The sequence below is a fragment of the Amycolatopsis sp. Poz14 genome (assembly GCF_006704225.1).
Taxonomy (GTDB): Bacteria; Actinomycetota; Actinomycetes; order Mycobacteriales; family Pseudonocardiaceae; genus Amycolatopsis; species Amycolatopsis nivea.
On sequence record NZ_JACLHD010000002.1, the window covers coordinates 499,407 to 511,982 of the forward strand.

General features: G+C 70.0%; 13 protein-coding genes. 5 read left to right on the forward strand and 8 right to left on the reverse strand.

All coding sequences use genetic code 11. The features are described 5' to 3' along the window. The first annotated feature begins 10 nt into the window (after positions 1-10). Complete coding sequence (locus FKO37_RS46085; RefSeq protein WP_043835209.1) at positions 11-1,456, forward strand: aldehyde dehydrogenase family protein; 1,446 nt, start codon at positions 11-13, stop codon at positions 1,454-1,456. 5 nt (positions 1,457-1,461) lie between these two features. Next, positions 1,462-1,914: a GNAT family N-acetyltransferase gene (locus FKO37_RS46090; RefSeq protein ID WP_238608611.1), complete on the forward strand. Its 453-nt coding sequence runs from the start codon at positions 1,462-1,464 to the stop codon at positions 1,912-1,914. Here the strand turns inward: FKO37_RS46090 and FKO37_RS46095 are convergent. Both FKO37_RS46095 and FKO37_RS46100 read right to left on the reverse strand, forming a co-directional pair. Continuing rightward, a complete protein-coding gene (locus FKO37_RS46095; protein WP_238608612.1) occupies positions 1,902-3,365 on the reverse strand; it encodes an FAD-binding oxidoreductase in 1,464 nt (487 codons plus the stop codon). The two genes, FKO37_RS46090 and FKO37_RS46095, sit on opposite strands and share 13 nt — an antisense overlap. Beyond that, complete coding sequence (locus tag FKO37_RS46100; protein ID WP_238608613.1) at positions 3,362-4,006, reverse strand: TetR/AcrR family transcriptional regulator C-terminal domain-containing protein; 645 nt, start codon at positions 4,004-4,006, stop codon at positions 3,362-3,364. The genes FKO37_RS46095 and FKO37_RS46100 overlap by 4 nt, the downstream gene beginning before the upstream one ends. 74 nt (positions 4,007-4,080) lie before the next feature. Between FKO37_RS46100 and FKO37_RS46105 the strand changes: the two genes are divergently transcribed. Beyond that, positions 4,081-4,527, forward strand: coding sequence for an ester cyclase (locus FKO37_RS46105; RefSeq protein ID WP_238608614.1), 447 nt, complete (start codon positions 4,081-4,083; stop codon positions 4,525-4,527). A gap of 1 nt (position 4,528) precedes the next feature. Here FKO37_RS46105 and FKO37_RS46110 read toward each other — a convergent pair whose 3' ends face one another. The 3 genes from FKO37_RS46110 to FKO37_RS46120 all read right to left on the reverse strand — a co-directional run bounded on the left by FKO37_RS46110 (position 4,529) and on the right by FKO37_RS46120 (position 8,233). Continuing rightward, positions 4,529-5,218 carry a maleylpyruvate isomerase family mycothiol-dependent enzyme gene (locus tag FKO37_RS46110; protein ID WP_238608615.1) on the reverse strand — a complete coding sequence of 230 codons (690 nt, stop codon included), beginning with the start codon at positions 5,216-5,218 and terminating at the stop codon, positions 4,529-4,531. A 14-nt stretch (positions 5,219-5,232) separates the two neighbouring features. Then, positions 5,233-6,939: a GMC family oxidoreductase gene (locus FKO37_RS46115; protein WP_037816206.1), complete on the reverse strand. Its 1,707-nt coding sequence runs from the start codon at positions 6,937-6,939 to the stop codon at positions 5,233-5,235. Positions 6,940-7,093: 154 nt separating this feature from the next. Continuing rightward, positions 7,094-8,233 carry a GuaB3 family IMP dehydrogenase-related protein gene (locus FKO37_RS46120; RefSeq protein ID WP_043835321.1) on the reverse strand — a complete coding sequence of 380 codons (1,140 nt, stop codon included), beginning with the start codon at positions 8,231-8,233 and terminating at the stop codon, positions 7,094-7,096. Between the two features lie 171 nt (positions 8,234-8,404). On the opposite strand from FKO37_RS46120, the gene FKO37_RS46125 reads away from it, so the two are divergent. After that, the gene (locus tag FKO37_RS46125; protein WP_238608616.1) at positions 8,405-9,640 is read left to right on the forward strand and encodes an MFS transporter; all 1,236 of its coding nucleotides are present in this window, start codon (positions 8,405-8,407) and stop codon (positions 9,638-9,640) included. On the opposite strand, the gene FKO37_RS46130 is transcribed toward FKO37_RS46125, so the two are convergent. Both FKO37_RS46130 and guaB read right to left on the reverse strand, forming a co-directional pair. Further along, on the reverse strand, positions 9,592-10,011 hold the full coding sequence (locus FKO37_RS46130; protein ID WP_238608617.1) for a DUF3574 domain-containing protein: 420 nt from the start codon (positions 10,009-10,011) through the stop codon (positions 9,592-9,594). The genes FKO37_RS46125 and FKO37_RS46130 overlap by 49 nt on opposite strands. Before the next feature lie 68 nt (positions 10,012-10,079). Then, entirely contained in the window at positions 10,080-11,591 is a 1,512-nt protein-coding gene (gene guaB / locus FKO37_RS46135) for an IMP dehydrogenase (RefSeq protein ID WP_037816209.1), read from the reverse strand. 139 nt (positions 11,592-11,730) lie between these two features. Here guaB and FKO37_RS46140 point away from each other — a divergent pair, with 139 nt between their 5' ends. Then, positions 11,731-12,126 carry a DUF5319 domain-containing protein gene (locus FKO37_RS46140; protein WP_009072430.1) on the forward strand — a complete coding sequence of 132 codons (396 nt, stop codon included), beginning with the start codon at positions 11,731-11,733 and terminating at the stop codon, positions 12,124-12,126. Positions 12,127-12,244: 118 nt separating this feature from the next. On the opposite strand, the gene FKO37_RS46145 is transcribed toward FKO37_RS46140, so the two are convergent. After that, on the reverse strand, positions 12,245-12,538 hold the full coding sequence (locus FKO37_RS46145) for a hypothetical protein (protein WP_238608618.1): 294 nt from the start codon (positions 12,536-12,538) through the stop codon (positions 12,245-12,247). Positions 12,539-12,576: the final 38 nt, after the last annotated feature.

Sequence of the window (12,576 nt, forward strand, 5' to 3'; positions counted from 1 at the left end):
CCTTGAGCCCATGGACACGATCACCCCACAGCCGCGGGCCGCGTGGATCGCCGGTCAGGCTGAGCAGGGCGCGAGCACCCTCGTGGTGCACCACCCGTTCGACGGCAGCGAAGTGGCGACGGTCGCGGTGCCCGGCGCTGACCAGGTGGAACGGGCGGTGGCCGCGGCGGCCTCGGTCGCGAAGGAGTTCCGGCGCACGCCCGCGCATCAGCGCGCGGCCGCGCTGGAGCAGGTTTCGCGCGGGATCGCGATGCGGGCCGACGAACTCGCCGAGGTGATCACGGCCGAGAACGGCAAGCCGCTGAAGTGGGCCGAGGCCGAGGTGAAGCGCGCGGTGTCGGTGTTCCGGATCGCGGCCGAGGAGGCGCGCCGGTTCAGCGGCGAAATGCAACGGCTCGACGCCGATCCGTCCGGCGACGCCCGGCTCGCGCTGACCCGCCGGGTGCCACGCGGACCGGTGCTCGGGATCGCGCCGTTCAACTTCCCGCTGAACCTGGTGGCGCACAAGGTCGCGCCCGCGCTCGCGGTCGGCGCGCCGATCATCATCAAGCCTGCCCCGCGTACGCCGTTGTCCTCGCTGATCCTCGGCGAACTGCTTGCCGAGACCGACCTGCCGGAAGGCGCGTTTTCCGTGCTGCCGCTGGGAAACGAGGAGACGCAAGCGCTCGTCGCCGACCCGCGGCTGCCGGTGGTTTCGTTCACCGGTTCGGGACCGGTCGGCTGGTCGATCGCGGACGCGGCGGCGCGCAAGCACGTGGTACTCGAACTGGGCGGAAACGCCGCGGCGGTTGTGCTGCGCGACTGGCCGGACGTCGAGGGCGCCGCGCAACGGATCGCGACATTCGGGAACTACCAGGCGGGCCAGTCGTGCATCGCGGTGCAGCGGGTGATCGTGGACGCGGCGATCGCGGAGGAGTTCGTGCCCGCGCTGACCGAGGCCGTCGAGGCGCAGCAGACCGGCGATCCGTACGACCGCAACACCGACGTCGGCCCGGTCGTCGACGAGGCGGCCGCGGAACGGATCATCGAGTGGGTCGAGGAAGCCGTGGCCGGTGGTGCCCGGGTGCTGACCGGCGGAACCCGTTCGGGCGCAACGGTTGCGCCGACTCTGCTGACCGACGTGCCCGCGGATGCCAAGGCCTGGTCGGAGGAAATCTTCGGGCCCGTGCTCGCGGTGTCCATTGTGGATGGTGTGGACGAGGCTTTCGCTTCGGTGAACGCGTCCGCGTACGGACTGCAGGCTGGGGTGTTCACCAGTGACGTGCAGCTGGCCTTCCACGCGTCGGCGGAATTGGAGGTCGGCGGCGTGATCATCGGTGACGTGCCGTCGTACCGCGCGGACCAGATGCCGTACGGCGGCGTGAAGGGTTCAGGCGTCGGCCGCGAGGGCGTGCTGTCGGCGATGAACGACCTGACCGAGGAGCGAGTCACGGTTTTCACCGGGGTCGACCTCTGACCACAGTGGACTTGCGACGGGCAACGGCCGCTGACGCACGCGACATCGCCGACGTGTGGCTGCGGTCGTTCTCCGCCGCGTTGCCGACAGTCCGCCGCGCCCACGATGACGACGCGGTGCGCTGGTGGTTCGCGAATGTCGTGGTGCCCCAGCAGGAAACCTGGGTCGCGGTCGCCGAGTCCACTGTGGCCGGACTGCTCGTGCTCGACGGCGCGGAGCTGGCACAGCTCTATCTCGACCCTCCGTGGCGCGGCCGCGGAATCGGCGACCAGTTGGTCGACTTGGCCAAACAGCTCCGCCCCGACGGGCTGACCCTGTGGACGTTCCAGGTCAACGAGCCAGCACAACGGTTTTACCGCCGCCACGGTTTCGTCGCCGTCGAATACACCGACGGGCAGCGAAATGAAGAGGGTGAGCCAGACGTGCGTTACGTCTGGCCCCCGCCTCAAGCAGACTGAGCGAACTTGAAAACCCCGTTGGGGTCGTACTTCTTCGCTACCTGGTCCAGCCGGGCCGCGTTGTCGCCGTAGTAGGCCGACTTCCAGTCCGGCAGGTCCGGGTCGATGTAGTTCACGTAGCCGCCGCGCGCGCCCGCGTCCGCGAGTCCAGCGACCACAGTGGACACAGACTTGCGGGCGGTGTCCTGGCTGCTCGCCGTGGCTGGGGCGTAGACCTGAATGCTGGCCAGCGCTTTCCGGTGCGGGAATGCCGTTGCGGTGGGCGCGATGTCGCCGACCGCGCCGCCGAGGCCGTCGATGAGCAGGTCCATTCCCTTGTGCCCGGAAGCGAGATCGGCGATCTTCCCGCCGTCGACCGGATCGGTGATGATGCGCGACGACGCCACGAAGGTCTGCCGTTCGGAACTGCCGGAGAAGTAGTTCATCGCCGCGCCGTAGCTGAGGGTTTTCATCGTGCGGCTGGACGGCGTCACCGAGAATCCGCTGAGCGCCGACGTCAGGCCCGCCGAACTGCCCACGAACGCCCCGCCGACCCGGCAGGCTCCGCTCGGGCCGCCGGAAACCACGCAGTTCGACCACAGTTCGGGCGGGGTGCTCGGCAGCCAGCGCTGCCACGCGTCGACCACGTCGCTCGCCGAACCGGACGGGAATTTCAGCGAAAACACCGTGACAGTCGGCGCTTCCACGGTGGTGAAGGTGAACGACGTGACCACGCCGAAGTTTCCGCCCCCGCCGCCGCGCAGTGCCCAGAACAGGTCGTCGTCCGCTTGCGCGCTCACCGTGCGCAGCTTGCCGTCCGGCGTGACGATCTGCGCGGACTGCAGCCGGTCGCAGGTCAGGCCGTATTTGCGGGTCAGCACGCCGATTCCGCCGCCGAGCGCGAGCCCGGCAATGCCGACAGTCGGGCACGAACCCGCGGGCAGGCAACGGCCGGCCTTCGCGAGCGCCGAGTAGACGTCGCCGAGTTTCGCGCCCGCGCCGATCACCACCTGATCGCCCTGGACGTCGACACCGGCCATGCCGCCGACGTCGAGCACCAACCCGCCGTCCGGCGCGGAATACCCGGCATAACTGTGCCCGCCGCTGCGCGCGGCGAGCGGAACCCGGCCGCCGGCCGCTTCGACGCACGCCTGCACGTCCTCCGGCTTCGCGCATTTCGCTACCGCAGCGGGATTGTGTCCGTCGAAAAGCGGATTGAACGCCCGCTTCGCGGTGGCGAATCCGTCGTCGGAAGGCAGCACGAGGTCGCCGGAGAGTTTGCCGCGCAACGCGTTCCAGTCCGGCGGCCCGGACGGCTTCGAGCTGGTGCTCGGCGGTACGGACGTTCTCGTCGTCGGGCTGGTCTGCGGCACCGACGGTCCCGGTTTCGCTGTGCAGGCCGCGGCCACCGCGCCCACCGCCGTCAACCCGGCGGCGCGCAGGAACGTCCTTCTCCCCAGTGTCATGTTCATTCAGACGCCTCAGACCGTGAATGGGTTGCGAAAAGTCCAGCGAGTAATGCCCGAAGGGCGAATTCGAACCGCTCGGCGTGCCGGGCCCCGTCCCGCAGGGCTTGCGCGAGCAGCGGAAAGCGGTCCTCGTCAAGGTGCGCGAGACTGTCCACATCGGACTTCGCGCCGGGCGTACGGCCTGCCTCGGCGAGCGTGTGGCCGAGAACGAAGGTCATCACGGCGTTCACCATGTCGAGTCCGCGCGCCGGCGGCAACTCCAACAACCGCAATGCGGTTTCGATCACCTGCAACGACTCCGGGCTGACCGCGGGACGGGTCGCGGCGAGCGGCAGCACGCCCGGATGCGCGAGCAACTGCTCCCGGTACGCGCGGGCGACCCGGCCCAGCCACTGCTGGCCGGGCTCACCCGGCTCCGGCTCGATCCCGGCCAGCGCCGAGACGAGCCGGTCGACCAGCGCGTCGAACAGCGCTTCCTTGTTCGGCACGTAGTGATAGAGGGTCATCGCCTCCACGCCGAGTTCCGCGCCGAGCTTGCGCATCGACAGCGCGGCGATGCCGTGCTCGTCCACGAACGCGAGCGCGGCGTCCACGACCCGCTCCCTGGTCAGCCCGGCGCGCGGCCGGGCCCTCCGATCGGACACTGGTCCCCCTTGACGTTTCTTACGCCGTAAGGTACCACTGTGCTCGTCTCTTACAGCGTAAGAATCGAGGAGCCATGACCGACCCCAAGACCGTCCTGCGCCGTTTTCTCGCCATCGTCAACAGCCACGACCTCGCCGAACTGGACACCGTCGTGGCCGAGGACGTCACCGAATCCGGCCCGGTCGTGGTCGACGCGCCGACCGGCGGGCTCGCCGCCTTCCGCACCGGCTGGACGCAGATGCTGACCGCGTTCCCGGACCTGCGCGTCGACGTCGATTCACTACTCGCCGAAGACGACCAGGTCGCGGCCACGGTGACGCTCACCGCGACCAACACCGGCTACTACCGCAGAGGCTTCGCGACCGGCAAAAGCGGAACGTGGCGCGGTTTCGTCCTGGCGCGGGTGACCGACGGGCGGATCTCCGAACTCGACATCCAGACCGACCGGCTCGCCATCCTGCAGCAACTGGGCATCGTCGGCGACGACGACGAGCTCGCCGCCGCCCGCCAGCCCAGCTGAGTCAGATCAGCGGAGCCATCTCCGGCACCGGCCCGGAAAGCGCGGAACTGTCGCCGCGACCGGTCAGCCAAGCCAGCACCGTGCCGGGCGTTCCGGTGACGAGGTCGCCGCCTTCGCCGAGGGTCCAGGTGCGGACGCCGTCGGTGATCCGGAACGAGGGCAGCGGACGCGGGCACATCCGGATCAGCGTCCCGATCACCGCTTCGAGATGCCCGCCGAGCAACGCGGTGGCACTGTCGAAATCGTGGCCGGCGTCGAGGTCGGCGAGGTGGATCGTGGTCTCGGAAAGCCGCAGCGTGAGCACGTCCGCGCCGGTCAGCTCGCCGCCGTGCCGGTGCCGGACCGGCGCTGCCCACACCTCGTCCGACAGCCGCGCGGCGTGGTCGGTCAGGCGCTTCCCGGCCGCGACCAGGTCGGCCACGATTTCCGCCGGAGCACGGCCAGCGCCAGCCTCGATCTCGTCGTCCCGCGCGTTGCCCGGGCCGTACATCGACCGCTCGACCCCGGTTTCCGCCCAGGTCAGCAGGTTGCCGAGGGCATCAGCGTTGCGCGCGAGGTGGGTGAGCAGATGCGCGCGCGTCCAGCCCGGCAGCGCGCTCGGCTCGCCGAACGCCGAGGCAGGCATCGCCTCGGCGACTCGTGCCCATTCGTCGTGCAGTTCCCGGATCCGGTCCAGCGCCGCAGTGGTCACCGGACGATCTTAGGTCAGCGGCGCAGTGCCGCGGGCGCGTTCGCCGGAACCGCCGGGTTCTTCGGCGCGACCGGTTCCACCCGGGCGTACCCGCTGCTCTGCTCCGGCCGCTCGTCCGCCTCGCCCTTGTTGGGCCAGAACGAGAACGCCCGCTCGGCCTGCGCGGCGATGGTGAGCGACGGGTTCACCCCGAGGTTCGCGGTGATCGCCGAACCGTCCACAACGGACAGTCCGGGATAGCCGTAAACCCGGTGGTACGGGTCGATGACCCCGGTGTCGGCGCTGTCGCCGATCGGCACGCCGCCGATGAAGTGCGCGGTGAGCGGGATGTCGAAAACCTCGCCCCAGGTGCCGCCCGGCATGCCGCCGATCCGTTCCGCGGTAAGGACGTTCGCCTCGTGCCCGGCCGGGATGAAGCTCGGGTTCGGCTCGCCGTGGCCCTGTTTCGACGTGTACTTCCGCCGTCCGAACAGACCGCGCCGGGTGTAGGTGGTGATGGAATTGTCGAGGCTCTGCATCACCAGCAGGATCACCGTGCGCTCGCTCCACCGGTACGCGTTCAGCAGTTTCGCCGACTGCACCGGGTGCTTGACCAGGAACGTGACCGCCTGCCGCCAGCGCGGAACGCGCGAAGACCCGTCGGTGGCAACGGTCTGCAGCAGGCTCATCGCGTTGCTGCCCTTGCCGTACCGCACCGGCTCGATGTGCGTGTTCTCGTCCGGATGGATCGACGACGTGATCGCGACGCCGCGGCTGAAGTCCCGTTCGGGGTCCACAGTGGTCCGCGCCGCGCCGATGATCGCCTCGGAGTTCGTCCGGGTCAGCTCGCCGAGCTTGGCGGACAGCTTCGGCAGCGCGGCCGTGTCCTTCATGCGGTGCAACAGGTTCTGCGTTCCCCAGGTGCCCGCGGCGAACACCACCTGCGCCGCGGTGACCGTGGTCCGGAACCGCCGCGAACGCGTGCCGGTCTTCTGCAGCGTGATCTCGTAACCGTCGCCGCGCGGGCGCACCGACGTCACTGTGGTCAGCGGAATGACCTGTGCGCCGTCCTTTTCCGCGAGGTACAGGTAGTTCTTCACCAGCGTGTTCTTGGCGCCGACGCGGCAGCCGGTCATGCAGGAACCGCATTCGGTGCACCCGACCCGGTCCGGCCCGGCACCGCCGAAGAACGGATCCTTCACCGTCTCGCCCGGTTTGCCGAAGTACACCCCGACCGGCGTGGCGTGGAACGAATCCTCGACGCCCATCTTCTTCGCGACGTCCCGCATCACCACGTCGGACGGCGTGATCGTCGGGTTCGTGACGACGCCGAGCATGCGGCTGGCCTGGTCGTAGTGCGGCGCGAGTTCGCTTTCCCAGTCGGTGATGTGCGCCCATTGCCGGTCTTGGTAGAACGGCTTGAGCGGGCGGTACAGCGTGTTCGCGTAGACCAGCGAACCGCCGCCGACGCCAGCGCCGGCCAGCACCATCACGTCGTTGAGCATGTGGATGCGCTGGATGCCGTAACAGCCGAGCTGCGGGGCCCAGAGGTAGCGCTTGAGATCCCAGGACGTCTTGGCGAACTCGTCGTCGGCGAAGCGCCGGCCCGCCTCGACCACCGCGACGCGGTAGCCCTTCTCGGTCAGCCGCAACGCCGCGACGCTGCCGCCGAACCCGGAACCGACCACGAGGACGTCGTAGTCGGGTTCTTGCCGCGCGGTGGTGGTGTTACTGGCAGTCACAGGAAAGAGGGTAACCCCCGGGGAGCCGCCAGACCAGAGTTAAGTTACTGACGAGTTACCTCGGAGCCGTCCGTTCACCCCTTCAGGCGCGGCACGAGGACGGGCGTGCGGGCACAAAAAGGGCCCCCGCGAAGGGGCCCTTTCCGCGAGTGCCTCAGCCGCGCACGGTCAGCCCGACGCGCTGGAACTCCTTCAGGTCCGAGTACCCCGTCTTGGCCATCGCGCGGCGCAGCGCGCCGAACAGGTTCACCACGCCCTCCGCGTCCGAGGACGGGCCGAACAGCAGCGTCTTCAGGTCCACCGCGTAGTCCGAGTCCGGGCCGGCCACCACGCGGGAGCGCGGCAGCGACGGGTGCGCCGCCGCGGCGGTCCAGTACAGGCCCTGGCCCGGGGCGTCCGACGCGGTCGCCAGCGGGGCGCCGAGCATGACCGCGTCCGCGCCGCAGGCGATCGCCTTCGCGATGTCGCCGGACGTCGTGATGCCGCCGTCGGCGAGGACGTGCACGTAGCGGCCGCCGGTCTCGTCCAGGTAGTCGCGGCGCGCGGCGGCCGCGTCCACGATCGCCGTCGCCATCGGGGTGCCGATGCCGAGCACGCGGTCGGTGCTGGTGACGCCCTCGGTGTAGCCGTGGCCGACGATGACGCCCGCCGCGCCGGTGCGCATCAGGTGCATGGCGGTGCGGTAGTCGCTCACGCCGCCCGCGATCACCGGCACGTCGAGGCGGCCGATGAACTCCTTGAGGTTGAGCGGTTCCGCGTCGCGCTGCACGTGCTCGGCGGAGATGATCGTGCCCTGCACGACCAGGATCTCGACGCCCGCGGCGATCAGGTCCGGGGTCAGCTCGGCGGCGTGCTGCGGGCTGACCCGGGCGGCGACCGTCACACCGGATTCGCGGACCGTCTTGATCGCCTCGGTCAGCAGGTCGAGCCGGATCGGCGCGGAGTGCAGCTCCTGCAGCTCGCGCACGACCGCGGCCGGGTCTTCGCTGTCCTCGGCGGCGCGGACGAGGCGGAAGATCGCCTCCTCGACGTTCGCGTGCCGGGCCCACAGCCCTTCGGCGTTGAGCACGCCGAGGCCGCCCAGCTCGCCGATCGCCACCGCGGTCCCCGGCGACACGATCGCGTCCGTCGGGTGGGTGACCAGCGGCAGGTCGAACCGGTACGCGTCGATTTGCCACGCGGTGGACACCACCGACGACGACCGCGTCCGCCGCGACGGCACGATCTCCACGTCATCGAGGTCATACGCCCGCCGCGCCGTGCGGCCCATGCCGATCTCGACCAGATCCCGCACGTGATGTCCCTTCTCGCGCCTGACGCCTTCGCGGTCCATTGTCGCGAGTCGGCACGGGTGACCTGCGCGCGGGGGACCGTTGCGGTGGCGACAACCACCGGTTGTACGCGCGGTTGTTTGCCACCGGCGCGGGCGGATGGTTGGCTGCCCGGCTGAACGAGGGGGACGGATTTGGCGCTGGGCAAGGACTTTCACCGGCTGTGGCTGGCGTACGCGGTCAGCGTCGCGGGCACCTACTTCGCCCTCGACGCCTTCTCGATCATCGCGGTCCGGGTGCTGCACAGCAGTGCCGGACAGGTGTCGCTGCTGGCCGGAGCCGGGCTCGCGGCGGGTTCGCTGGCCGCCCTCCCGCTCGGTCCGTGGGTCGAATTCCGGCGAAAACGACCCGTGCTGATCGCGATGGACCTCGTCCGGTTCGCTGCCCTGCTCACGCTGCTGCCCGCGTACCTGCTGGACCTGCTGACGTTCGCCCAGCTCGTAGCGGTCTCGGTGCTCGTGGCCGCGGCGAACATCGCGTTCACCTCGGCGAGCGGGGCGTATCTGAAATCACTCGCGCGTGGTCCAGACCTGCTCGTCGCCAACGGCCGGTTCGAGACCACGCTCTGGACCGCGACCGCTCTCGGCCCGCCCGCGGGCGGCGCGGCGATCGGCTTCTTCGGCCCGCTGGCCACAGTGCTTCTCGACGCGTTCAGCTACCTGCTGTCCGCGTTCTCCCTCTCGACGATCCGCACCCGCGAGCCCAAACCAGCCCGCCCCGCCGCCTTCCGCGCCGCGGACCTCGTCGAAGGCTGGCGCTACCTCTTCCGGCACGCCCGGCTGCGGATGCTGTTCCTCAACTCCTGCCTGGTCAACGGCCTGATCATGGCCACGTCGCCGGTGCTGGCGGTGCTGCTGCTGGGCGAACTCGGCCTGCCGACCTGGCAGTACGGGCTCGCGTTCGGCGTCCCGTGCCTCGGCGGCCTGGTCGGCTCCCGGCTCGCCCGCCGCCTGGTCCCCCGGTACGGCCGGGTGCGGCTGCTGCCGATCCTCGCCACGGTCCGGACGTGCTGGGTCGTGCTGCTGGCGTTCGTGCCGCCCGGGATCGGCGGGCTGTTCTGGGTGATGGCGGTGGAGTTCGGCCTGATCATCTGCGCGGCGGCGTACAACACGGTCCTCGCGACGTACCGGCTCGAGGAAACCGAAGACGGGTACGTGAGCCGGATGTTGTCCGCGTGGCGGATCAGCGGCAGCGCCAGCACCGCCGGCCTGACGCTGCTGTGGGGCTTGGTCGCGACGTGGCTGGGCACGCGCGGCGCACTCGGGCTGGCGGGCGCGTTGATGCTGGCGACGCCGTTGCTGCTGCTCGGGTGGAACCGCGCTCAGAACGAGACGCGTGCGGTGGAATCCGTCCGCAGCACGGATTCCTGATCGAACAGGTGCTTGTAGTCGGTGCGGATCTGTTCGAGGTCGCCGTTCGCGTGCTGATTCGTCGGCGGATACAGCACGACGAGCACGATCGAATGCTCCCGGACGACCGCGCCGCCGCCGGACCGCCACTGACCGGTGCCCTCGAGCTGGGTGAAGCCGTCTGGGAAACGCGGCGTGATGTCCTTGGCCGAGAAGTCCGCGAACTCCTTCTCGCTCACCTCGCTGCCGCCGGGCTTCGAGGTGCCGAAGTACAGCTCAGTGCGCTTCCACAACGAACTGTCCGGCGAATCCGCCGCAGCTGCCGAAGCCGCCCCTCCCCCGAGCACCATCGCGGCCGCCGCCGTCAGCACGAACCTCCGGGAAAACCGCATTCGCCCGCTCCCCTCGCCGTCACCTGGGAATCCAGTGTGGCGGGCGGCGGAGCGGGCGAACAGCGCGATCAGCGGGTCGTGTAGTTCGGGGCCTCGACCGTCATCGTGATGTCGTGCGGGTGGCTTTCCTTCAGCCCGGCCGCGGTGATCCGGACCAGCTGCCGCTCCTGCAGTGCCGCGATCGTGGTCGATCCGGTGAAGCCCATGCCCGAGCGCAGGCCGCCGATCAGCTGGTGGACCACGTTCGACAGCGGCCCGCGGAACGGGATCCGGCCCTCGATGCCTTCCGGCACCAGCTTGTCGTCGGAGAGCACGTCGTCCTGGGCGTAGCGGTCCTTGGAGTAGGACTTCGCCTCGCCGCGCGACTGCATGGCTCCGAGCGAGCCCATGCCGCGGTAGACCTTGAACTGCTTGCCGTTGACCAGGATCAGGTCACCCGGCGATTCCGCGGTGCCCGCGAGCAGGCTGCCCAGCATCACGGTGGACGCACCGGCCGCGATGGCCTTCGCGATGTCGCCCGAGTACTGGATGCCGCCGTCGCCGATCACCGGGACGCCCGCCGGACGGCAGGCCAGATCGGCTTCGTAGATCGCGGAGATCTGCGGCACACCGACCCCCGCGACGACGCGCGTGGTGCAGATCGAGCCGGGTCCGACGCCGACCTTCACCCCGTCCGCACCGGCATCGACCAGCGCCTGCGCACCAGCCCGAGTCGCGACGTTTCCGCCGACGATGTCGACGGTCTCGCCCAGCTCCTTCTTCAGCAGCCGCACCGCGTCGATGACCGCCCGCGAGTGCCCGTGTGCCGTGTCGACCATCAGGACATCGACGCCCGCTTCGGCCAGCGCCATCGCGCGCTTGTGGCCATCGGCGCCCACGCCGACCGCGGCGCCGACGATGAGACGGCCGTCCGGGTCCTTCGAGGCCTTCGGGTACTGGTCGGTCTTCACGAAGTCCTTGACCGTGATCAGGCCGCGCAGCTTGCCCGCGCCGTCGACGATCGGCAGCTTCTCGATCTTGTGCCTGCGCAGCAGCCCCAGCGCGGCCTCCGCGGTGACGCCGACCTGGGCCGTCACCAGCGGCGTCCGGGTCATGACCTCGCTCACCAGGCGGGTGTGGTCGACCTCGAACCGCATGTCGCGGTTGGTGATGATGCCCACGAGCGCACCGGAGGCGTCGGTGACCGGGACGCCGGAGATGCGGAACCGCGCGCACAGCGCGTCGACCTCGGCGAGGGTGTCGTCCGGGGAACAGGTGACCGGGTCGGTGACCATGCCCGCCTCGGACCGCTTCACGACCTCGACCGCCGCCGCCTGCTCCTCGATCGGCAGGTTGCGCTGCAGCACGCCGATGCCGCCCTGCCGCGCCATGGCGATCGCCATCCGCGCCTCGGTGACCGTGTCCATCGCGGCGGAGACCAGCGGAACGTTGAGCTTGATGTTGCGGGTGAGCTGCGTGCTCGTGTCCACCGCGCTGGGCACCACGTCCGATTCCGCGGGCAGCAGCAGCACGTCGTCGAAGGTCAAGCCGAGCATCGCGAACTTGCTGGGCACTGCGGGGGTGATGCTTTCGCTGGTCATGAGGGGCGAAGGGCCTTCCTGGCGGGAGTGGGCTGGAGTCGCGGGCAGCGGTGCCTGGCGTGGGCCGAGGGTGGTCGGGCCTTCCCCTCATGATATCCGGGCCGGGGCCCTGGCCCGGGCGGGTGGCCCGGCGGGTAGCGTGCAGGCCGTGCCGCACGATGTGTTGCCCCCCGATCCGTTCGCGGACGACCCGGACGATCCGGCCCGGGCCATCCCCGACCCCGACGACCACCTCGAAGAGCCGATCAGCGCGGACGAGCGCACCGAGCTGCTGGCCGACCTGTCCGATCTCGCCGTGTACCAGGCTCTGCTGGAGCCTCGCGGGGTTCGCGGCATCGTGGTCGACTGCGGCGAGTGCGACGAACCCCACTACCACGACTGGACGCTGCTGCGCGCGAGCCTGGAGCAGCTGCTGTCCGACGGCCGGATGCGCCCGCACGAGCCGGCGTTCGACCCGAATCCGACCGACTACGTGAGCTGGGACTACTGCCGCGGTTTCGCGGACGGGGTCACCGCGAACGAGAGCGCGTACTGAGTTCTATCTCGTCCGAAAAGGTCCTGGTGAGCTTGGCCACCGGGGCCTTCTTCGTGTGCGCGGACAAGTTGTCCACAGGGGTTGTCCACAGCTGTGTCGACTTGTGGACAACCCAGGGTCAGCGTCGGCGCTTCACGCTTTCCGCCTGGGCGATCATCGCCCGCTCGGTCAGGTTCGGCCACGGCGGACGGCGCACCACGGCCAGCGTCGCGAACGCCGCCGCCACGAAACCCGTGCACGCACCGATCAGCGCGATCCGGCCCTGATCCGTCGCGGGCGTCCACGTCACGCCGTCCGCGTTGATCGTGTACAGCCCGACCGCACGCCCCGGCCCGCCTCGACGGCCCTCCCGCGTGACGGTGACCAGCACCGTTCCGCCCGCGGTCTCGTAGGGCTCTCCGAAAACCAGCATCGCGCCTCCCCGCCGATACGAAGAAGGTCCCGGCACTG